This is a genomic window from Corallococcus exercitus (assembly GCF_042231735.1).
Classification (GTDB): domain Bacteria; phylum Myxococcota; class Myxococcia; order Myxococcales; family Myxococcaceae; genus Corallococcus; species Corallococcus exercitus_B.
The window spans coordinates 7,475,719-7,497,502 of record NZ_CP102577.1 but is presented as its reverse complement, the minus strand read 5'-3'; the positions used below and the strand labels follow the sequence as shown (position 1 = coordinate 7,497,502).

The 21,784-nt window shown below is 71.8% G+C and carries 17 protein-coding genes; 8 read left to right on the top strand and 9 right to left on the bottom strand.

Features of this window, described 5'->3' with window-relative positions; translation table 11 throughout:
- The first annotated feature begins 81 nt into the window (after positions 1-81).
- Together NR792_RS30130 and NR792_RS30125 are read left to right on the top strand one after the other, a co-directional pair.
- On the top strand, positions 82-1,053 hold the full coding sequence (locus NR792_RS30130; RefSeq protein ID WP_375756150.1) for an endonuclease/exonuclease/phosphatase family protein: 972 nt from the start codon (positions 82-84) through the stop codon (positions 1,051-1,053).
- 86 nt (positions 1,054-1,139) lie between these two features.
- A complete protein-coding gene (locus NR792_RS30125) occupies positions 1,140-1,532 on the top strand; it encodes a DUF488 domain-containing protein (protein WP_375756149.1) in 393 nt (130 codons plus the stop codon).
- Between the two features lie 103 nt (positions 1,533-1,635).
- On the opposite strand, the gene NR792_RS30120 is transcribed toward NR792_RS30125, so the two are convergent.
- On the bottom strand, positions 1,636-2,862 hold the full coding sequence (locus NR792_RS30120) for a FadR/GntR family transcriptional regulator (RefSeq protein ID WP_375756148.1): 1,227 nt from the start codon (positions 2,860-2,862) through the stop codon (positions 1,636-1,638).
- A 250-nt stretch (positions 2,863-3,112) separates the two neighbouring features.
- Positions 3,113-4,000: a DnaJ domain-containing protein gene (locus NR792_RS30115; protein WP_375756147.1), complete on the bottom strand. Its 888-nt coding sequence runs from the start codon at positions 3,998-4,000 to the stop codon at positions 3,113-3,115.
- A gap of 144 nt (positions 4,001-4,144) precedes the next feature.
- On the opposite strand from NR792_RS30115, the gene NR792_RS30110 reads away from it, so the two are divergent.
- Positions 4,145-6,757 carry a M1 family aminopeptidase gene (locus NR792_RS30110; protein WP_375756146.1) on the top strand — a complete coding sequence of 871 codons (2,613 nt, stop codon included), beginning with the start codon at positions 4,145-4,147 and terminating at the stop codon, positions 6,755-6,757.
- Positions 6,758-6,833: 76 nt separating this feature from the next.
- Here NR792_RS30110 and NR792_RS30105 read toward each other — a convergent pair whose 3' ends face one another.
- Positions 6,834-7,568 carry an alpha/beta hydrolase gene (locus NR792_RS30105; protein ID WP_375756145.1) on the bottom strand — a complete coding sequence of 245 codons (735 nt, stop codon included), beginning with the start codon at positions 7,566-7,568 and terminating at the stop codon, positions 6,834-6,836.
- A gap of 221 nt (positions 7,569-7,789) precedes the next feature.
- Between NR792_RS30105 and NR792_RS30100 the strand changes: the two genes are divergently transcribed.
- On the top strand, positions 7,790-9,736 hold the full coding sequence (locus tag NR792_RS30100; RefSeq protein ID WP_375756144.1) for a PAS domain-containing protein: 1,947 nt from the start codon (positions 7,790-7,792) through the stop codon (positions 9,734-9,736).
- A gap of 145 nt (positions 9,737-9,881) precedes the next feature.
- Positions 9,882-10,064 carry a hypothetical protein gene (locus NR792_RS30095; protein ID WP_375756143.1) on the top strand — a complete coding sequence of 61 codons (183 nt, stop codon included), beginning with the start codon at positions 9,882-9,884 and terminating at the stop codon, positions 10,062-10,064.
- A gap of 31 nt (positions 10,065-10,095) precedes the next feature.
- Here NR792_RS30095 and NR792_RS30090 read toward each other — a convergent pair whose 3' ends face one another.
- The 3 genes from NR792_RS30090 to NR792_RS30080 all read right to left on the bottom strand — a co-directional run bounded on the left by NR792_RS30090 (position 10,096) and on the right by NR792_RS30080 (position 12,694).
- Complete coding sequence (locus NR792_RS30090; protein ID WP_375756142.1) at positions 10,096-10,626, bottom strand: TspO/MBR family protein; 531 nt, start codon at positions 10,624-10,626, stop codon at positions 10,096-10,098.
- 95 nt (positions 10,627-10,721) lie between these two features.
- Positions 10,722-11,492: a ferritin-like domain-containing protein gene (locus NR792_RS30085; RefSeq protein ID WP_375756141.1), complete on the bottom strand. Its 771-nt coding sequence runs from the start codon at positions 11,490-11,492 to the stop codon at positions 10,722-10,724.
- Positions 11,489-12,694 carry a hypothetical protein gene (locus NR792_RS30080; protein WP_375756140.1) on the bottom strand — a complete coding sequence of 402 codons (1,206 nt, stop codon included), beginning with the start codon at positions 12,692-12,694 and terminating at the stop codon, positions 11,489-11,491. The genes NR792_RS30085 and NR792_RS30080 overlap by 4 nt, the downstream gene beginning before the upstream one ends.
- 284 nt (positions 12,695-12,978) lie before the next feature.
- Here NR792_RS30080 and NR792_RS30075 point away from each other — a divergent pair, with 284 nt between their 5' ends.
- From NR792_RS30075 to NR792_RS30065, 3 genes are read left to right on the top strand one after another with little or no spacing between them, the layout of a single operon-like run.
- Positions 12,979-15,309: a CHASE2 domain-containing protein gene (locus NR792_RS30075; protein ID WP_375756139.1), complete on the top strand. Its 2,331-nt coding sequence runs from the start codon at positions 12,979-12,981 to the stop codon at positions 15,307-15,309.
- Positions 15,310-15,336: 27 nt separating this feature from the next.
- Positions 15,337-15,900, top strand: a complete 564-nt coding sequence (locus NR792_RS30070) for an SH3 domain-containing protein (RefSeq protein ID WP_375756138.1) — start codon at positions 15,337-15,339, stop codon at positions 15,898-15,900.
- The gene (locus NR792_RS30065; RefSeq protein WP_375756137.1) at positions 15,900-16,886 is read left to right on the top strand and encodes a M48 family metalloprotease; all 987 of its coding nucleotides are present in this window, start codon (positions 15,900-15,902) and stop codon (positions 16,884-16,886) included. The genes NR792_RS30070 and NR792_RS30065 overlap by 1 nt, the downstream gene beginning before the upstream one ends.
- A 10-nt stretch (positions 16,887-16,896) precedes the next feature.
- On the opposite strand, the gene NR792_RS30060 is transcribed toward NR792_RS30065, so the two are convergent.
- Genes NR792_RS30060 through NR792_RS30050 form a run of 3 tightly spaced genes read right to left on the bottom strand, consistent with a single transcriptional unit; the run spans position 16,897 to position 21,717 of the window.
- Complete coding sequence (locus tag NR792_RS30060) at positions 16,897-18,597, bottom strand: hypothetical protein (protein WP_375756136.1); 1,701 nt, start codon at positions 18,595-18,597, stop codon at positions 16,897-16,899.
- A gap of 9 nt (positions 18,598-18,606) precedes the next feature.
- On the bottom strand, positions 18,607-19,569 hold the full coding sequence (locus tag NR792_RS30055; protein ID WP_375756135.1) for a ParA family protein: 963 nt from the start codon (positions 19,567-19,569) through the stop codon (positions 18,607-18,609).
- Positions 19,570-19,617: 48 nt separating this feature from the next.
- Complete coding sequence (locus tag NR792_RS30050; protein ID WP_375756134.1) at positions 19,618-21,717, bottom strand: HEAT repeat domain-containing protein; 2,100 nt, start codon at positions 21,715-21,717, stop codon at positions 19,618-19,620.
- Positions 21,718-21,784: the final 67 nt, after the last annotated feature.

Genomic DNA, 21,784 nt, shown 5'->3' with positions numbered 1-21,784 from the left:
AAGAGAGAGGGGGGAGGCCTGGACGTTCGTCCCGGGGCTTCCCATTTTTCGCCGCGAGGCCCTGGGAGGTGGCGAGCCGCAATGGAGCCGTCAGCGCTACGCATCGTCACGTACAACGTCCGCTACTTCGGGCACATGCTGCGGGGGCTCGCGAGCACCGTGGGGCCCAAGCGCCGGGTGGCCGCCGCGCTGGCCACGTTGGAGCCGCTGCCGGACATCGTGTGCCTGCAGGAGGTGGAGACCTCGTCGCTGCGCAGCAACATCGCCCACCGGCAGGTCCGCCCGGGTGAGACGCAGCTGGAGGCCTTCATGGCGCGCGTGGAGGAGACGTTCGCCCTCCAGGGGAGGGAGATGCCCTACGAGGCGTTCTACTTCCGCGCGCACCACTACAAGCTGAGGGAGGTGTCGCTCTACACCACGGGGCTGGCGATGCTCGTCAACACGCGCACGCTCCAGGTGGACCGGCACAACGTGGAGGCGCCGGAGCACATCACGCACCACCACGTGCAGGGGCTCAAGGAGCGCAAGCAGAGCCGCATCTGCGCGCACATGCGCGTCATCCGCCGCGCGGACCAGCGCGCGTTCCACATCTTCAACACGCACCTGAGCCTGCCCACGCCGTTCGCCCGCGAGTTCTGGGCCACGCGCGACAAGATGGGCTGCGGCGTGAACCAGCTGCACGAGGCGAAGAAGCTCACGGGCTTCATCGGGCTGCACGCGAAGGAGGAGCCGTTCGTGGTGTGCGGGGACTTCAACTCGCCGCCGTCATCGCCGGTGTACCGCTACCTCACGGGGGATGCGCACCTGACGTGCGCGCAGGCGGCGGTGGGGCAGATAGACCCGGCCCGGTCCCGCGCGTTCCCCACCGCGGGCTTCATGCACATGCGCATGCACCTGGACCACCTGTTCTCCGGTGGCGGCGTGAGCTGGCTGGACGCGGACGAGACGCGGCCCTTCGGAGACCTGACCAGCCGCTTCCACGGCCTGTCCGACCACGTGCCCCTCATCGCGCGCTTCCGGCTGGAGGCGCCAGCGCCGGTGCTGTTGACCTGAGCAGGGCGCCCGGCCGCCGCATCCCCGCCGGGTGCTCCCCGCGCGCGCCTCGCGTGGGCAGCATGTCCCTTCGGGGGCTCGCGACGATGATTCGACTCCAGCGTGTCTATGACGAGCACGGCCCGGACCCTCGGGCGGGGATCCGCTTCCTGGTGGACCGGCTGTGGCCTCGGGGGCTCAAGAAGGCGGACCTCCACCTGGACGGCTGGCCTCGCGAGGTGGGCCCCAGCACGGAGCTGCGGCGGTGGTTCGCCCACGACGTGGCGCGCTGGGACGAGTTCCGGCGCCGGTACACCCGCGAGCTGGACGCGCACCACGACGCGTGGGAGCCGCTGCTCGAGGCCGCGCGCCAGGGCCGCGTCACTCTGCTCTACGGTGCCCGCGACACCGAGCACAACAACGCCGTGGTGCTGAAGGACTACCTGGAGGCCCGGCTGAAGCGCCCCACGAGAAAGAAGCCGCGCCGCACAGTGCACTAAGTAGGTCGCCAAATGTTCCTGAACGGATCCGAGGCGAAGCGGGGGAACGGGCAAGGCCCCTGCATTCGTCTCGGAACTGGTGGCTCCCTACTTAGATAGGCCCTCAGGAGTTCGTTGCCTCATCCGGGGCGGAGGCACGGCTCAAGCGGATACGTCGGGGGCAGTCGGCACAGGAGTGCTCTTTCAGAGGGGCGACGTGCGGGTCTTCATGGACGATGGAAGAAGCGAAGGGCCGTGGCTGCACACGAAGCAGGTCGCCCTGGTGAGCGAGCAACGGAGCTTCCGGAGGCGCGCAGTCCCCTGGGCCTGGGGGCCTGGGTGGCGTGATGCAGTCCGTCCGACAGTCGGATGAGTCTTCCCAAGGTCGCGCCCGGCACGCCCACCCAACGCCCCCCTTATTGGGCGCGCAGGGGGAAGTTCCGAACGCCTCGGTGGCTGACGTGGGGGCGCCGAGGCCGTGCTCCTCCACGGAAGGGTGTGTCTCAAAAGCGTCGTCTTGCGCAGTGACTGACGCGGGGGCTTCGAGGAGGCCCTCCTGGGCGCACTGGGCCTCGGGAGCCCCAGTCTCCTGAGGGGCTGGTGCGAAGCGGTTGAGCACGCCCTCATCGCACGCCTTCATCAGCGTAGGCAGCTGGTGCTGAAGTGCCTGCGCGTCGCGCTCGCTCAGGGCGTGCATCGCGCACAGGGCCCACTGGCGCAGGGATTCGCCGCCCATGAAGGACAGCAGCCGGGCCGCGTTGCCTCTCAGGGCCCGTTGCAGGGACTGAATGAGGAGCAGGTGCCCTGGACGTGACGCCGCCTGGGCCGCCAGCCGCAGCAACTCGAATTCCAACTGCGCGCACCGTGCCCCGGGGTTCCAGTGCGCCGCGTCCGAGAGCCTGTAGCAGGTGTCCTCCAGCAGGCTCACGTCCCGCTCGGAGGCACTGGCGCAGCAGTCCGCCAGCAGTTCCACCAACACCTGCCGCTTGAGGCTGAAGAAGCCCTCCAGCAGCCGCCGGCATTCCTCGGAGCGAGCGTCATGCAGCGCCAGGCCCAGGTTCTCCAGCGTCAGCGACTCATCCAGCGCCACCGCACGCGTCACCCGGCCGGGACGCTGCACCACCAGGCCTCGCGCCGCCAGCCGCCGCAGCGCTTCGCGCACGGTGCCTCGGCTCACCCCATAGCGACGCGCCAGCACCTGCTCCGAGCCAATCTGGCCATTCCTCGGCAGCCTCCCGAGCGAAATCTCTCGCTCGAGTTGCTCCTCCACGTACGCCACGAGCCCCACCCGCACCATCACCGCCATCCTCCTCGCCCAGTACGCCTCCATCCAACCAGAAGGGTCTGACATGGACGCGGGGGCACACCGTCCTCATGTCCTCCCGTGCCGGTGCGGCCCCGGGCCCCATGCAGCGCGAACCTGTCCGACTGTCGGACAGGTTTGGCGAAAGCGCTCCCCGCCAGCGCGCCTCTGTCCGTGGACCCGCCGTGACGCCCGCGCATGCACACCGTCGCGACTCACCGCTGCGCTTCGCAAGGCGCGCGTCTTCGCTGAGAACCTTCAGGCCGCAGGGCTTGTTCATCAACTTCTGGCCACCTACTCAGTCCCCGTCGCGCTCCAGCGCCTCCCACGCATCCAGGATCTCGCGCGTCCGGCGCTCGGCGAGCGCGTGGAACTCCGGCGCCAGGTGGGCCACCTTGTCCGGGTGGTACTGCGCGATGAGCGTGCGGAACGCCTTGCGCGCCTCGTCCCTGGGCGTGCCCCGCTCGATGCCCAGCACCGCCCACGGGTCCTTCGCCTCGGGCTCGGCCGCGACGGCGCGCTGGCCGCGCGGGGGCGTGGCTTCGTCGGACTGCTGCGCCCGGGCCCACGTGGAGCCACCACGGGCGCCCCCGCTTCCGGCGCCACCACGCGAGGAGGCCTCGTTGCGTGTCCTCGATGAGCCGTCGCGTGCGCGGCGCCACGAGTCCGAGGCTTCGTCCGCCGCTCCACCGTCGCTCGCGGCCTCGTAGCGCGGCGGGGCCTTTGGCGCGGGCTCCGGACGGCGGTGGCCGGGGCGCTTCGCCGGGTCCGGCGCGGGGATGGCCGGGGAGAGGCGGCTCAGGGCCTCCTGGAGGAACCACAGGTCCTCCGTGGGGCTGGCATGCTTGCGCACCACCGCGCGCGGCCGGCCGCCCTCCAGCAGCACGTAGCCCGTGGCCGCCGCGTAGGCGCGCTTCCTGTCGTCCGGGTAGAGCCGGTCGCCCAGGTCCCCCAAGGGGTCGCGCCACATGCCCGCCGTCGTGCCCTCGTCCGCCACGATGACCTGCGACAGCACGTGCCCGAAGACGTCCTCCAGCGCCGCGAAGGGCTCACGCGCTTGCGGCGGACGCGTCATCGCCGCACCGTGGCGCACCCCCGCCACCAGCATCAGCCCCTGTGCCGCGTCCACGAACGCGAAGAGCTTCTCGCGCACCTGCTTGTCGGAGAAGTAGAGAACGGCCTGCACGGTCCTCCCATCCTGGGGAAGCCCCCGCCGTTTCTCAACCACCGCCGCACCGCCCGCCTCCCGTCCAATTCCTGGATTTCCGACAAGGCGCGGTTCAAAGCGGCTCGACCCGGGGGCGGGCTTGCGAAAGAGTCACCCCCCTCTATGCGCTGCTGCCACCGCCACGCCCCCGCCGCCGCCGGGTCCTCCGACCCGCATCCGTTCAGCCTCCCCGGCGCCACCGAGCACTACGCCGCGCCCCGCCCCGTGCGCGCCGAGCACGTGCGCATCGAGCTGGACCTGGACTTCGCCCAGCGCACCCTGGCCGGCACCTGCACCACCCGCGTGAGCGCCGTGCGCACGGTGTCCACCGTCACCTTCGACGCCGTGGACCTGGACGTCACCGGCGCGCGCGTGGACGGCCGCTCCGCCGCCTTCTCCAACTCCGGCGCCCACGTGCGCGTGGAATTGCCGCACGCGCTGGAGGCGGGCCAGGCGTGCGACATCGCGCTCACCTACCGCGCCCGTCCCCGCCGCGGCCTCTACTTCTGGGGCCCCGACGCGGGCTACCCCGACCGTCCGCTCCAGGCGTGGACGCAGGGGCAGGACATCGACGCGCGGTGCTGGTTCCCCTGCCTGGACACGCCCGCGCAGAAGGCCACGTCGGAGGTCCTCGCCACCTTCCCGGCGAACATGACGTCGCTGTCCAACGGTGTGCTCGTCAGCGACGTCACCACCGGCGAGCGCCGCACCCAGCACCACCGCATGGCGCAGCCGCACGCGCCCTACCTGGTCACGCTGGTGGTGGGCGAGTTCGACGAGGCCACCGACACCGCCGGCACCACGCCGCTGCGCTACCTGTTCCCCAAGGGCCGCCGCGAGGACGCGCTCCGGTGCGTGGCGCGCACGCCCCAGATGATTGCCGCGTACGAGTCCCTCACCGGCGAGCCCTACCCGTGGAGCGGCTACGCGCAGGTGTTCGTCACGGAGTTCATCCTGGGCGGCATGGAGCACACCACCGCCACCACGCTGGTGGACACGGTGCTGCACGACGCGCGGGCCCACCTGGACTACACCGCCGAACCGCTCATCTCCCACGAGCTGGCGCACCAGTGGTTCGGCGACCTGCTCACCTGCCGCGACTGGCCCCACGGCTGGCTCAACGAGGGCTTCGCCACCTACTTCGAGGTGCTCTGGAAGGAGCGCGGGGACAATCAGGACGAGGCCGACCACCACCGCGCGCTCGACCTGGAGTCGTACCTGACGGAGACGCGCGAGCGCTACGCGCGCCCCATCGTCGCCCGGAAGTTCCAGGCGCCCATGGACCTGTTCGACCGCCACCTCTACGAGAAGGGCGGGCTGGTGCTCCACGAGCTGCGCCGCCGCGTGGGGGATGACCTCTTCGTGCGCGCCCTGCGCCACTACGTCGCGTCCCACCGCCACGGCGTGGTGGAGACGGTGGACCTGGCGCGCGCCTTCGAGGAGGCCACCGGCCACAACCTGGACCCCGTCTTCGACCAGTACGTCCTCTCCCCCGGCCATCCGGAGCTGAAGGTGGAGGTCCGCTACGAGGCGGACGACGCGCGCCTGCGCATCAGCGTGCGCCAGACGCAGCGCACGGACTCGGGCACGCCCGTGTTCCGCCTCCCGCTGGAGGTGGCCGTCACCGTGAACGGCGAGGACTCGCGCCACCGGCTGGAGCTCACGGACGCGGAGCACCGCTTCCACTTGCCCTGCCCCGCCGCGCCCACGCAGGTGCGCGTGGATCCGCGCCGCGACGTGCTGGGCACGCTGGACGTGGACAAGGCCGTGGGGCTGTGGCGCGAGGAGCTGGCGAAGGCGCCGGAGGCCCGCGCGCGCACGGAGGCCGCGCACGCGCTGGGCAAGGACGGGGGCTTGCGGTCGGTGGAGGCGCTGGGCCGCGCGCTCAAGGACGCGGGCCTGTTCTGGGCCACCCGCGCCGCGTGCGCGAAGGCGCTGGGCCGCATCCGCACGCCGGAGGCCCGCGCGCTGCTGCTGGACGCGGCCGTCACCGAGCACCCGCGCGTGCGCCGCGCCGTCGTCGCCGCGCTGGGGGAGTTCCGCCACGACGTGGAGGTGGCCACGCGCCTGCGCGCGCTGCTGAAGGCCGGGGACGCCAGCTACTTCGTGGAGGCGGAGGCCGCGCGGGGCCTGGGCCGCGTGCGCGCGCCGGATGCGCTGCCCCTGCTGGAGGCCGTCGCCGCGCGGCCGTCGTTCCAGGACGTCATCGGCGCGGGCGCGATGGATGGGCTCGCGGAGACGCAGGACGCGGCGGCGTTCCCGGTGGCCGTGGCGCGCACCGCGTACGGGCAGCCCCCGTTCCTGCGCCGCGCGGCCGTGAGCGCCGTGGCGAAGCTGGCGGAGGTGGCGAACCGCAAGCGCGAGGCGGTGGACCTGTTCGCCCAGTTGCTGCGCGACCCGCAGTTCCGCGTGCAGCTGGCCGTCTGCGACGCGGCCTCCACGCTGGGCGACCGGCGCCTGCTGCCCGCGCTGGAGGGCACGACCTTCAGCGACCCGCGCACCCGGCGCTACGCCCGCGAGGCCGTGCGAGCCCTGCGCGAGGGCGCCCCCCAGGCCCGCGAGGTCGCGTCGCTGCGCGAGGAACTGGACGCGCTCAAGCAGGAGACGCGCACCCTGCGCGAGAAGCTGGAGACGCTCACGCTGAACGCGCAGCCCGCCGCCACGGCCGGAAAGCCTCCGCGAAAGAAGCCCGCTTCCAAGCGCGGCCGCACGCCACCGCCCAAGCGCAGGCGCTGATCCACGCATCCGGCCGAAGCGCCCCGATGCGCAGGCGAGGCTCCGCGCGGCCTGAAGCGCTCTGACGCGGCGGGCTTCAGTCCACGGGCCCCCGCAGCGACTGGCGCAGGAACGTGCGCCAGTCCTCGAGCAGCGCGGGCGACAGGTCGTGGCCCAGGTCCGGGTAGGTGCGCAGGTCGATGGGGACGCCCCGGCCCTTCAAGTCCGCGACCCGCTCGCGCGTGTGCTGGACGGGGATGATGGCGTCGTGCTCGCCCTGGAGCACCCAGACCCGGTGCGACGCGGGCAGCGCCCCCGCGGGGTCTCCCAGCAGCCGCGTCCCCATGGGCACCGCCGCGTCCACCAGCTCCGGGTGCCGGAGGGCCAGCATCCAGGCGAGGTCGCCCCCGTAGGAGAACCCCGTCACCACGACGCGGCGGAGCTCCGGGTGCGCCGCCCGGACCTCGCGGATCAACTCCGCGAGCCGCTCGGCCATGCGCTCCACGTCCTCCGTCTTCCCCTGCTGCGTCTTCGCCTCGTGGTCGGCCTGGAACCACGTGAAGCCGTCGCGGCGGGGCCTCGGGCCCTGGGGCAGCAGCGTGCGCACGGGGAGGCCCAGCGACTGGACGTGCTCGTCCCAGAACGCGGGCGTGGACCCGGAGAAGTGCAGGGCCACGAGCAGCGCCTCGGGCCTGGGAGCGCCCACCGCCTCGCTCCGGTACACGAGCGGGGCGGAGGCCTCCGGCGGCACGGGAGCACCACGGGTGCCCGCGCAGGCCCCTCCCAGCAGCGACACGGCGAGCAGCAGGGCGACGGTCCGGGGTTCACGCATGCCCCTGCTCTACCCGCCCGCCCGCTCACCCTCCAGGGGTACTGACGGCGTCCGGGTTTCCGGCTTCGCCGCGCCGTTCAGGCTCGCAGTGTGTACTTGTAGTCAAAGGGAACGCGCACGGGCGCCAAGGCGCGCGCCCGTCAACGCCGGGGAGCCCCCATGTCCCGGCCAGGGCCGGCCTCACGCGCCACACGCGGGCCGGGCCCCACCAGGAGCGAGGCATGGCCGGAGGAGCCGCACGGGAGCTGGAAGCCATCTTGGACGCCGCGGTGGATCCCGTCATCGCGTGCGGCGCCGACGAGCGAATCCTGCACATCAACGCGGCGACGGAGCGGCTGCTGGGCTGGGACCGGGAACAGCTCCTGGGCAGGCCCGTCACCGACCTCTTCCCGCCCCGCCTGCACCATTTCCAGGGCCTCTCCCTGCCCCGCTACCTGCTGTCGCGGCGGAAGGTGCTCGGAGGGCGGCCCACGCGCGTCTTCGCCCGGCGGCGCGACGGGGTGGAGCTGCAGGTGGAGCTGACGGTGGGCGCCACCGGCGTGGACGCGCAGGAGCGCATCGTCCTCACGATGCGCCGGCTGCACGAGGTCATCGACTCGCTGGAGGAGCCGGTGGAGCACGTCCCCGGCACTCCCGACCTGGCCGTGCACCACGAGGAGACGGCGGACCGGCTCTACCGGCTGGTCGTGGAGAACGCCCCCCTGGGCATCTTCCACTTCGACCGCGCGCCCATCATCACCGCGTGCAACGAGCGCTTCGCCCACATCATCGGCACGTCGAAGCGCAACCTGGTGGGCCTGCACCTCTTCACGCTGAGCGACGAGAACATCATCGCCTGCGTGCGCGAGTCGCTGGGCGGCCACAGCTGCGACTACGAAGGCGACTACCGCGCGCGCACCACCGGCAAGGTGACGCCCGTGCGCATCCGCTTCGCCCCCTGCTACGCCGAGGACGGCACCGTGGAGGGCGGCGTCGGCATCGTGGAGGACGTCACCGAGCGCCGCCGCGTGGAGGCCGAGCGCGAGGAGAACCTGGCCCAGATGGACCTGCTCTTCCGCGGCGCGCCGGTGGGCATCGGCTTCCTGGACACGAACCTGCGCTACGTGCGCGTCAACGAGACGCTCGCGCGCCTCAACGGCGTCCCGGCGGAGGCCCACACCGGCCACACGCTGCCGGAGCTGCTCGGGGAGGCGGGCGCCATCGCCGAGCAGGGGCCCCGGCACGTGCTGCGCACCGGCGAGCCCCTGGTGAACAAGGAGTCCACCTCCGACGAGGACCTGCGCATCCCCGGCCCCCGGCGCAACTTCCGGGGAAACTTCTATCCGGTGCGCACGCCCGACGGCCGCGTGCTGGGCGTGGGCGTCCTCGTGGAGGACATCACCGAGCGCAAGCGCGCGGAGGAGGAGCGCGCGCACCTGTACCGCGAGGCCCAGGAGGCCATCCGCGTGCGCGACGACTTCCTCTCCATCGCCTCGCACGAATTGAAGACGCCGCTCACGCCCCTGAGCCTGCGCCTGGCCACGCTGGAGCGCCGCCTGGAGCGCGGCGAGAACCTGGACCCCAGCGTGCTGCGCCACGCGCGCCACCAGCTCACGCGCCTCACCGGCCTCATCAACGACCTGCTGGACGCCTCCCGCATCGAGGCCGGCCGGCTGGCCCTGCACCCGGAGGCCACCCGCTTCGACCTGCTCGTGGAGCACACGCTCGCCAGCATGGAGGGCCAGAAGGGCAACCACGTCTTCGACTTCGAGACGCCCCCGGAGCCCATCTCCGTCCAGGGCGACGCGTACCGGCTGGAGCAGGTGGTCTCCAACCTGCTGGAGAACGCGCTCAAGTACAGCCCGGACGGCGGCACCATCCGCGTGCGCCTGTCCCTGAGCGAGGACGTCGCGGTGCTGTCCGTGACGGACCCGGGCATCGGCATCCCGGAGGACCAGCAGCAGCAGCTCTTCGACCGCTACTTCCGCGCGCGCAACGCCTCCACCCGCTCCTACGGCGGGCTGGGCCTGGGCCTCTACATCAGCCGCGACATCGTGGAGCGCCACGGCGGCCGCATCTGGGTGGAGAGTGAAGCGGGCCGGGGGTCCACCTTCTACGTCGCGCTGCCAACACTCTCCGCCGCGCGGCCTGCCCTCCCGCTCGCCTGGCCTGATCGCCACCTCCACTGAAGCCCCGGGCGCGCACCCGCTGAAAGAACTTCAGCCCCGCCTCTCCGCCCCCGACGGATGCCCGATGCAAAGGGCTGGAATCCCACGCTTTCCAGCCCTGGCACGCCCCCTGCTCAAGGTGGGTGCACGGGAGGGAGAGACACCCATGGAAAACATGACGACGAAGAGCGAGTCCCCTGTCAGCCGCGACAACGACGGTTGGATTGTCCGGGTGAAGGTCGGTGGGCGGATTCAAGAGGTGCGCTGCACCTCGGAGAACCAGGCGCGCTACTTCGCGGCCGTGCTGTCCTTCAACAACGCGGTCCCCCCCTCGCGCCTGCGCCACTAGCGCGAGAGGAGGAGGTGGAAACGCCCGGCGCTCAGGCGTTGCGCCGGGCGATGTCCGTCGACAGCACGTTGGCGAAGGACACCCAGCCCAGGTACGGCGCCATGAACCACGGCGCCTTGCGGTCCACGCTGCTGGCGGCGGCGGTATACGCCGCGATGCTGCCCAGGAGCGCCCAGTTCTCCACCGCCGCGGCCTTCAGCTGGCGCTTGCGGAAGAACAGGTGCGACCACGCGGCGTTGAGCCCCAACTGCACGAACCACAGGCCCAGCGCGCGCGAGCGCCGCGCGCCCGCCGGTGAGCCCCAGATGCGCCAGCCGGAGACGGCGATGAGGCCATAGAGCGCCGTCCACACCGGCGCGAAGGCCTGACGGGGCGGCTGATAGGGCGGCTTCTTCAGGCGCTTGTACCAGCCCTGCTGGACGGCCTCGCGCGTGCTGCGCGCGTTGAGGAAGACCGCGCCCGCGGTGAGGGCACCGAAGGCGCCCAGCGCCACCATGGACTCCCGGTTGAGCGTGGCGTTGTGTTCCAGACCCTCGGAGCCACCCAGCTCGCTGAGCTGCATGTCGTTCCTCCAGACGTGATGAAGCCGTTGTGCGAAGCCACAAGCTGTGTCCTCGCACAACGGCTTGCCACGTCCGTCCGCCTGCCCGGCCGCCCTCAGGGCTGCGCGGGGACGGTCGCGGAGTCCATGGGGGCGCGGGCCTCCGTGGCCAGCCCCGCCGCGAGCCAGCCCTTCACCAGCACCAGGTGCTCGGCCTCCGCGTCCAGCGCCAGCTGGAAGCGGTCCGCCAGCGAGTCATGGCCCAGGCCGCGCGCCAGGTCGATGAGCAGCTCCCAGCTCGCGTTGTCGGTGAGCTCCGCCACCAGCAGCGCCTGCACGGCCTGACGCAGGTTGGTGCGCGCGTCGGAGATGGCCGCGGGCACGCCCATGGAGATGACCGACGTGAGGTCCGCGGACGGCGTCATCGCCGTGGGGTCCGCGCCCATCTTCTCCATGGCCTCCACCAGCAGGGCGAAGTGGCCCAGCTCGTCGTCCATGATCTTCGTCAGCAGCTCCCGCGACGGGCCCCCCTCCCAGCTGCCGAAGACATCCAGCTTGGAGAGCGCGCCCTCATAGAGCCGGACGCCGGAGCGCTCGAAGGCGAGCCGTTCCCCCAGCTTGTCGATGAACACGGTGGGCTTGCTGCCCTTCATCATGTCCACCGCGGTCTTGGCCATGCCCTTCAAGCTCGAGGGCGGCGGCACGCGGCCCAGGCCGTCACCGGACTCGCGCATGTACTGCTTGCGCACGTCCGCGATGGCCTGCGCGTCGCCCAGGCTGCTGGGCTGCGCGCGCTCCGCCTCCGCGATGATGTCCTTGCTGTCCACGGGTGACGTCTTGATGCCGGTGCGGTTCATTCCCACGTCGGCGATGGTGTCCTTGCTCATTGCAGCCTCCTCCCCTCCAGCACCGAGCCCATGCGCTCCGCCTTCGCGGCGAGCTCCGTGCCGGGCCTCCATTTGTATCCAGCCGCCGCCGTCTCCGAGGGCGACCCTTCCGAGTTCATCTGGGCCTGGTACATGAGCGTGCGGTGGTCCGGCGGCAGCTGCGACTTGTCCACGTACTCGGTGCCGTCGGAGCGCATGTCCACCTCCTGCGAGAGGACCTTGCGCACGAACTCACGGTGCTCCTTGAACGCGATGGGCTCCGGCAGCTCGCGGGGCAGCACCTCCGCGGGGTCGCGGCGGTCCAGGTTCTTGAACAGCTCCATCACGTAGTGCAGGTGGCCCAGCTCGTAGTCCACGAAGCGCTGCCACACCTCCTTGATGCGCGGGTTCGACTCGTACGCGAGGCACGAGTAGTAGTTGTAGACCTCCATGGCCTCGTGGAGCATCCACTGCTCCAGCATGGACTCGTCCGGGTCGATGAGCGAACCGTACTGGGTGACGTGCTGCTCCTCGATGGAGGCGATCTCCGCGTAGAGCTGGCGCGCGACGGGGTCCGTGAACGTGGGGCCCACGGTCATGTAGTAGTCGTGCGTCTGGAACTCGGACGCGGTGATGGTCAGCGCGTGCAGCTTGGACAGCGGGGCCGCCGTCTTCGCGTCGTACGGGCGGCGCAGGTCATCCAGCGGATGGCGGTGCTCCACGACGGTGGGGCGGCCCGGGATGATGTCCGTATAGGACTGGGTGATGTTGTTGGGGTCCTGCCCCTCCAGCCGGTCATAGAGCGCGGAGTAGCGGTACAGGTGGTCGAAGTCCTCCAGCATCCCGAACCGGTACGTCTGCGCCAGATAGGGGTCCGGCTCGTGGATGGCCACGCTGGCCGTCACCTCGATGGCCAGCTGCTCGAAGCCCAGGGTGGTCTCGATGACCTTCTGGTCCGGCGGGGTGAGCCAGTTGACCAGCGTCTGCTGGTGCTGCTCCGCGCGGCGCACCAGCGCCAGGTGCGGGCGCAGGTCCCGGCTGCGGCGCGCGAAGATGTGCTTCATGCGCAGCGCGTCCGCTTCAATGCCGTTCATCAGGATGACGCGCGTCCGGGTGAAGGCGTCGTCATCCAGCTTGCTGTAGGGCCGCCGGACCAGGTCCTTCCAGGTGAAGGACTGGCGCTCGACGGGAGTGCCTTTTTCTTTGAAGAGGTCCAAAGCCACGGGGTGACTCCTTCTGGGCAGGGACAGGCATTGAAACGCGGGCGGTGAACACCACCGCCTCGGGTCCCCCTGTGCGTGAAGGTCCGGTGGCCCCCCTCCATCGGCAACAGACGGGCAGGCGCCGGTTGGCGGACGCGAGGGGCTGCGACGGCTCGCCGGGTCCCCTGCTTCGCGGGCCTCTCCGGCTGCTCCTGGATGAAGGTCCAATACCGTCAGGCCTTGCGCGTGCTGGGCGGCCACCTTCCGGAGTAGCGTTTCGCCCGTCGGCCTCGTGGGGAGGGTCCGTGGCGGGTGAGACGTGGAAGTTGCTCCAGGAGCGCTGGCGCCATCACCGGCTCCCGATGCTGGGAATCGCGCTGGTGGCCACGCTCATCGCGTTGGCCTGCGAGCTGACGGGGTCCCTCGAGGTGCCGGAGCACATCGCCTACGACGAGGCCCTGGTCCGGTTCACTGGCGGCCGGGGACCGTCCGAGCAGGTGGTCGTGGTGGCCATCGACCAGCACTCCATCGACGCCATCAGCCAGGATGCACAGTTTCAGGTCAACTTCGGCAACTGGCCGTACACGCGCACGCTGTGGGCGCGCATCGCGCAGGAACTGAAGGCCGCGGGTGCCCGGGCCGTGCTGTTCGACGCGGTGATGGACGAGCGGGCGTCCGACGAGTCCGCCGACCTGGGCTTCGCGCAGGTGCTGCGTGAGACGGGCCTCCCCTTCTACGTGGGCATGGTGAGCAGCGGCTCCGCGAAGCCCCTGGCCCGCGCGGACTTCCAGGCCCCGGTACCGCTGACCGCGCCGGAAGCCGCGCCCACGCCCGAGCCGCCGGGAGACACCTTCCCCGAGGAGTTCGAGGACGCCCCAGCCCCGGCCACGCCCGTGCTGACGCCCGAGGCCCTGGCAAGGGCACTCGCCTTCCCCGCGAGCCGGACGGAGGGGAAGGCGCTGCCCAGGCTCCAGGACGGGTCAAGGACTCCCCGCTACCCGGTGCCGCCGACGCCCGCGCTGGTGGGCGCGGTGAACGGGTTCGGGCTGGTGGACATGGAGGCGGATGGGGACGGCTCCATGCGCCGCACGCGCTTCGCGTACACGGACGGCATCAACACCTACGTGACGCTGCCGGTGCGCATGATGGCGGACCTGCTGGGCGCGAAGCAGGTCACGCTCTCCGGCCGCACCCTCCGCCTGGGCGAGCGCACATGGCGCGTGGACGATGACGAGGACGGCACCGCGCTGGACTACGGCGGCCCGTTACAGGAGCGCTTCAAGCTGGTGTCCCTGGTGGACGTGCTGAACGACTGGGTCCGCCGCAGCCAGGGCAAGAAGGTGGACCTGGGCGAGGCCACCTTCAAAGGAAGGGTCGTCGTCATCGGAGGCACGGCGGTGGGCCTCAACGACATCAAGGCCACGCCCTTCTCCTCCACGCAGCCCGGGCTGGTGAAGCAGGCCACGGTGGTGGACACGCTGCTGTCGGGTACGTTCATCACCCGTGCGCCCCTGGGCGTGGACCTGGGCCTGACGTTCCTCGTGGCGCTGGTGTCCGCGGTGCTGCTGATGACGGCGCGCTGGACGCCGCTGGAGGTGGCCTGGCCGGTGGTGCTGGTGGTGGGGCTGCACGTGCTCACGGGCGTGCTCCTCAAGACGTCGCACACGCACGTGCTGATGGCGATGCCCGCGCTGGCGGGGGTGGGCGCGAGCGTGGCCGCGCTGGCGTTCAACCACCTGGTGGCCAACCGCGAGACGCAGTTCATCCGGCAGGCGTTCCACCGCTTCATGGAGCCGAAGCTGGTGGAGCAGATGATCCGCTCGCGGCAGCTGCCGCGCCTGGATGGGGAGAACAAGGAGATCACCGCGTTCTTCAGCGACATCCGCGGCTTCTCCACCTTCAGCGAGCGCTTCAAGGAGGACCCGCGCCAGCTGGTGCGCATCCTCAACACGTACCTCACGGCGGTGAGCGGGGCGCTCCTGCGCGAGGGCGGGTGCCTGGACAAGTACATCGGCGACGCGGTGGTGTGCCTCTTCGGCGCGCCCATGGCCCAGGAGGACCACGCCGTGCGCGCGTGCCGGGGGGCCCTGGCGGCGAAGGCGGCGGTGGAGGCGCTGCGCGAGGACTTCCGCAAGAAGGGGTTCCCGGACGTGTACACGCGCATCGGCGTGAACAGCGCGGTGAACTTCGTGGGCAACTTCGGCAGCGACCAGCTCTTCAGCTACACGGCCATTGGCGACGGCATGAACCTGGCCGCGCGCCTGGAGGGCGCGAACAAGGCCTACGGGTCGGTCATCATGATTGGGCCGCGCACGTATGAGCTGGCGCGCGAGCACATCGAGGTGCGCGAGCTGGACCGGGTGCGGGTGGCGGGCAAGACGGAGGCCGTCACGGTGTATGAGCTGCTGGCGCTCAAGGGGCAGCTGGACGCGGCCACCCGGCACACGGTGGCGCGCTACCACGAGGCCCTGGGGCTGTACCGCGAGGCGCGCTTCGCGGAGGCCGCGGCGGTGCTGGAGGCGGAGGCCGCGCGGTCGCCAGAGGACGGGCCCACGGGGAAGCTGCTGGAGCGCTGCCGCGAATATCTGGCGTCGCCCCCGGAGAATTTCGATGGCGTCGCGAATCTGGAGAAGTGACGGCGTATCAGGGTGGGGAGCACGACGATGAGACAATGGACCTGGGGCATCCTGCTGCTGGCGCTGGGCGTGCCGGTGACGGCCGCGTGGGCGGTGAAGAAGGACGAGAAGCTCTACGTGAAGGCGCGCAACACGCGCGTGCTCAAGAGCGCGGTGCCCACGGCGGACGTGGTGGCGGTGCTCCAGCCCGGGCAGCAGGTGACGTGGAAGGGCGCGGATCCGAAGAACGCCCAGTGGCACCAGGTGACGGAGCCCGGCGGCAAGCCCGGCTACGTGTTCCAGACGAACCTGTCCACGAAGCCGCCCAACATGGAGCTGACGGCCAAGGACGGCAAGACGCGCACCATCGACCCGGCGGCCTTCGTGTCCAGCGGCGCGGCGGTGAAGGCGCTGAGCCCGGGCGCGGAGAAGTACGGCAACCAGAAGGGCGGCGACTACAAGGTCGCGGTGACGCAAATCAAGGCGCTGGAGGCACTGGCGAAGCGGGTCACCCCCGTGCAGATCGACGCGCACGTGAAGCAGGCCGGGCTGTTCCCGGTGGTGGCGCCCAACACGAAGCTGGGGCCCCAGGCGAAGAAGGGGGGCAAGTGATGCGCTCGCGCATGGGAGTCCTCGCGGCGGCGGCCCTGGGCCTGGGCCTCACGTCCTGTGCCCAGGTGACGAAGGAGCTGAAGAAGGCGAACCTGGGCAGTGACGTGAACCGGGTCATGGAGACGGCGGAGAAGGTGCGGTCCTGCGACAAGCTGGAGGTGGAGCCGGCCATCCAGGAGGAGTACGCGCTGGGCAGCGCGCTGGCCATCCACTGGGCCCAGCGTGGCGGCGGGCTGATGCTGTCCGGCGCCGCGGAGGAGGGGCTGAACACCTACGTCAACACGGTGGGGCGCAACCTGGCGATGCAGTCCCCCCGGCCGGAGCTGGGCTGGACGTTCGGCGTGCTCAAGGACGCGCAGCACTTCAACGCCCTGTCCGCGCCCGCGGGCTACGTGTTCGTCACGCGCGGGCTGCTGCAGGGGGTGGAGAACGAGGCTCAGCTCGCGGGCGTGCTGTCGCACGAGATTGCCCACGTCGTGCTCAAGCACGCGCTGAGACAGTACGTCGCCGTGAAGGTGAGCAAGTGCCAGGTCACCACGGGCCTGGGCGGCGCGGCGGCGCTCATCGCCTCGAAGCTGGCGAACGCGAGCCAGCTGGACGGCCGGCTGGACCTGGACTCGGACCCGGAGCTGCTGGGGGACCTGGCCGAAGGCACCGTGGAGGCCTTCGGCAAGGGCAACCGCAGGGACGAGGAGCTGGCGGCGGATGCGCTCGCGGTGGAGCTGATGCTGTCCGCGGGCTACGACCCGAGGGAGTACTCACGGCTGCTGGGTCAGACGGCCGACGGCGGCGGGCTCCTGGCGAACCACCCGAGCAGGACGGACCGCCAGAATCAAATCAAGGACCTGCTCCAGAAGCGGCAGGCGGCGACGGATCCGCTCACGCGGCTGGACGTGGCGTCGCTCCAGCGCCCTGCCCTGCCCGCGGCCTTCGCCATCGTGGGGCCCGGGAAGAAGCCCACGGGCGTGGCGAAGGACGCGAAGTAGGCGGGGACCTTCAGCGCACCGTGGCCTGGCTCAGGGCGCGGTGCACGGACTCCAGGGCCTTGCGCGCCTCGAGCAGCTCGGCGCGCTCGGCGGTGAGGGACGCGACCTGCTGGGCCAGCACGTCGCGCTCGCCCTGGAGCGTCTCCACGGCGCGGCGCAGGGACGCGGACTCGTCCTTGGCGCCCTCCAGCTCCACGGCGAGGCGCTCCTCTTCCGCGAGGCTGTCGGCGAGGGCCAGCTTGCCCTTGGTCACGACCTGCTCCAGCGCTTCGTGCTCCTTGGCGGCGGCCTGGAGGGCCTGGCGGGACTCCTGGAGGGACAGGAGCGCTTCGTCGCGTTCGCCTTCCAGGGCGGCCAGCTCCCGCTCCAAGTCGGCGAGCAGCTTCACGCGGCCCTCCATCTCCGCGGACAGGCGGCGGGCCTCGTCCATGCGCAGGCGGGCTTCCTCGGTGGCCTTCTCCGCCTGACGGCGGGCGACCTCGAGGTCCTGGGTGAGCGTGAGGTTGAGCGCCTTGACCTTGGTGAGCTCCGCCTGGAGGTGGGTGATGCGCTCCACGGCGCGCTGGCCGGCTTCGGCGACGGTGGCGGGCAGCGGCTCCGGGCGCGGGTTCTCGCGCACGGCCTTGAGGCGGGCCTTGAGGCGCTCGCGGCGGGACTCGGAGTCCAGCTCCTCGCGGGGAGGCGCGGGCGTCTGCACCTCGACGGGGGCGGGCGCGGCTTCCTGTCGGGCCACCGTCTCGGTGGTGGTGACGGTGGAGGCCTGGACGGCAGCGTACGTCGTCATGGGCTCGGCCTCGGAAGGCATGCGGAGGGCCTGAACGCCCATCCGTCCATCGAACTGTACTCCGGGCGGCGGGCCCGCGAAGGTGGCCGGAGCGCCCCGGGGGGCCTCCGCCTGCGCCATCACCGGAGGCGGCGAGGCGAACGTCACCGGCGCGCCCCGCGTGTCGGCGCGCTGCGCTTCGGTGTGCGTCACGGAGTGGGCCAGGGGCGCCACGCGCGTCGGATCCACATGCGTGGCGGCCTCCGGGCGCGACGTCAGCGCGTCCCAGCGCGCGGCGGGCGGCGCGGGCGGCTCCACGTGCGTGGGCGTCGGCTCGGCGCCCAGGGGCTCCTGCCCGAAGGCCTCGACCGCGGCCTCCCGCTGCTGCGCGACGTGCGCGGCGGACAGGTTCCACGCGGACGCGGCGACCGCTTCCGCCACCTCGCGGTGCGACACCGGCGGCACGGCGTCCGCGTCCCAGACGGACTCCTCGGGCGCGGTCTCCTGCGCCACGTTCCAGCCGGGCGCGGTCTCCTGCGAGTCCGCCTCCATCCACGGCGAGGGCGGCGCGGCTTCCTCCTCGCGCCGCGCCTCCGGGGACACCAGCGCGGACAGCGCGTGGGACACCGGCGAGAACGACGGCGCCGTCACCGCGGGCAAGGCCTGCGCGGCCGGGGGCGGCGCGGTGTGCCTGGGCGGTGCGCTCAGCGCGGCCTCCATCGCCTCGGCGGCGGTGGGACGCGGGCCGGCGCGGCGCTCGATGCGGGCGCGCACCTCGGAGGACAGGTCCGGGCCTTCCGCGACGGGCGCGGGCGCTTCCGGCGCGGCGGGCTCCGGGTGCGCGGCGGCGGTCCCCGTGGGGTCGGACGGGTCGAGGGCACCCGTCAGCGCCCCCAGGCGGAGGCGCGGCTTCGCGCGGGACACGTTCTGTTCGAAGGCTTTCTTCATGGGGAAGTCTCAGCCGGCTTTCGTCGCGGTGCCGGCCTTCACCGCCGCGGCGTGCGCGGCCACCAGGCGCGGCAGCACGTTGTCCAGCATGGCCTGGATGTCATTGGCCCCCTTGGACGTGGGGTCCGCCACGAACACCGGGCGGCCCTCGCTGGAGGCCTGCGCGAACTTGGTGCACTGCCGGATGATGGTGGGCAGCAGGTACTCGGGGTAGTGCGTCTGGAGCGCCTCCAGCGCCTCCTTCGCCAGCTTGAAGGTGGCGTTGAAGGAGTTCACCACGATGAACACGTGGTCCAGCACGTGGTTCAGGTCCTCCTCCAGGCTCTGCACCGTTTCGAACAGCAGCTTGAGGCCGTGGAAGGACAGGAAGTCCGCGAGCACCGGAACGAAGAGGTCGTTCGCGGCCATCAGCGCGTTGAGGTTGAGCAGGCCGAAGGACGGGGGCGCGTCGAAGACGATGAAGTCGTACTGCGCCTCCACGTCCTTGAGCGCGTTGCGCAGCTTGAACTCACGGCCCGCCATGGGCATCAGCGCCAGGTCCACCGTGGACATGCTCAGGTTGGACGGGATGAAGTCCAGGTTGGGCAGGGTGGACTTCTGCACCACCTGCGCGAGCGGCGTCTTGCGGACGAGCACGTCCAGCAGCGTCTTCTCGAAGTCCTCGCCCTCGTAGCCCAGGCACTTGGTGGCGTGGCCCTGGCTGTCCAGGTCGATGAGGAGCACCGCGTAGCCCAGCTCCGCCAGGCGCCACGCGTACGACGTGGACAGGGACGTCTTGCCGGTGCCGCCCTTGAAGTTGAGGAAGAGCTGCTTGCGCAGGCCCGCGGTGGGCGGGAACTTGTTGAGCGTCGTGCGCAGCTCCCACACGTCTTCCGGGCCGTAGGCGTCCTTGCGCAGCTCCGAGGGGATGGACTTCGGAGTCACGCCGAGCATCTCGGCCACCTGCTTCGAGCTGTACGTCGGCGCTTCCATGAACGACCCTTCGGATGACGTGTGAGGCCCGGCTCGTTGCACCTTGCCTCAAGCGGCGAAGTATTTGTGCCCCCTTCGCACGATGGCCCCTCGGGCCACCAGCAGGGCAACAGCCTCCTGGGCCAGCTCCGCCGGAGCGGACAGCCCGGACGTCAGCTCGGCGAGCGAGCGTCCCCGGACGGCGACCCGCACCTCCTGCAACATCGCCCCACACAGCGCTTCCACGGGAGACGGGCCGCGCTTGGGAGGCACCGGCGGCGCGGCGGCAGGCGCGGGAGCCCGGGCGGGAGGAGGCGCGCCCATGGCGACCAGCGCGGCCTGCACGGGCGTCCGCCGCGCGGCGGGCTGCGCGGGCGCGGCAGGCGGCGCGGGAGGAACGGAGGCCACCGGGCGTGACGGCGGTACGGAAGGGCCTGAAGCGAAGGACACGGGCCCGCCGTTCGCGACCCGGGCAGGAGCGGGAGGAGCCCCGTGCATCACGGCAGGTGCGGAGCGGGCCGCGCCCACCGTGGCGACCGCGAGTGCGGGGGCAGCCATCGGAGCGGCGGTCCACTGGGACGTGTTCGCGGCGACATCCGCGAGCGACACCGGCACGGCGTGCGCGGGAATCGAAGGGATGGGCGACTGCGCCGCGACCGGGACGTTCACCTGCTGCGGCTGTACATCCTGCGCGACGACCGGCTGCGCGGCATTCGCCGCCACGGGCTGCCCGCCCTGCATCACAGGCTGCGCGCTCTGCGCCGCCACGGGCTGCGCGCCCTGCTCCACCGCTTGCGCCACGTCCGCGGCCACGGGCGCCACGCGCACGGGCTCCACGGGCTTCACTTCCAGCGTCGCGCGCACGGGCTTCACGGGCAGCGTCGCCAGCCGGCGGATCTCCCGGCGCCGGTGCGCATCATCCAGCGCGACCACCGCGGACACGTCGTGCCCCAGGATGCGCGACAGGCTCTGCGCCGCCGCCTTGCGCACGCGCGCCTCGCTGTCATCCAGCGCGCCCAGCAGCAGCGTCCGAGCGTTCTCGCCCCGGCCCGCGCCCAGCGCCAGCGCCGCCAGCGCGCGGACCTCTGGATCCGTGTCGTGGATCGCGTCCTCGCCCAGCCGCCGCGCCGTCTCCCCCTCCAACCCCAGGGCCAGCAGCGACGCGCGCCGGCGCACCGACCGGTCCGAGTCCTTCATCGCCTGCGCCAGATGCGGCGCCGCGTCCTTCGGCGCCAGCACCAGCAGCGCCTTCAACGCCGCGATGCGCACCTCCGGCACCGGCGACGACAGGAGCGGCGACACCACCGACGCGCCCTCCTCCCGGCACAGCCCCGCGAACGCCTGCACCAGCGCCACCTGCGCCGTCGCGTCCGTCTCCGCATGCAGCGCCGCCGCCAGCGCGGGCGCCGCCGCCGGATGCGCCAGCGCCTTCAGCCGCTCCGCCGCCCGCACCCGCGCCGCCGCGTCCGCCGCCGACAGCTCCCGCACGGAGAACCCGAACAGCGTCTCGTCCGTGGTGCTGCCCGCGTGCCCCGACAGCTCCGCCATCTGCTCCGCGCTCACCCGCAGGCGGCCTTCGCTGTGCAGCCGCTGCGCCTCGCGAGCCACCGGCGACAGCCCTGAATCCGCCGCGCTCGACGACGCCGACGGCGCCCGGGGCGGGATGGGCTGCGGGGGGCGCTCCGTCCACGGAACGATGGGCTCCGGGGACTTCAGCGGCACCGCGGGCCCGCTGTACGGCGTGCGCACCGCGGGCACGTCCCCGCGGAGGATCACCTCGCTGCGCAGCTGCGAGATGAACGACGCCAGGTCGAACCCCAGCTCGTCGGCATCGTCGTCCGCCAGCGCGCGCGCCTGCCCCGAGGAGTGGATCCGGCTCGCGTCCAGCAGCTTCGCCATCAGCTGGTCGCGCTCCAGCCGCAGCGCGTGGTTGACCCGGTTCAGCTCCTCGCGCTCCGTCTGCGCACGGCCGCTCTTGACCTCCAGCTCGGCCAGCTCGCGGCGCAGGTCCAGCTCGCGCTGGTGCGCCTGCGCCAGGTCTTCCTTGAGGTGCGAAAGCTCGTCGCGCGCGGACGCCAGCTCGCCATGCAACTGCTGCGCACGGGCCTCGAAGTAGACGATCTTTTCGAGTGCGCTCTTGAGCAGCGCGTCCGGACGCTCGTCACTCACGACTGGCTCTGGCCTCCCCGCGAAGGCGCTCGGCGGCGCTCCCCGGTTCGCGACACCGAAGGGACTC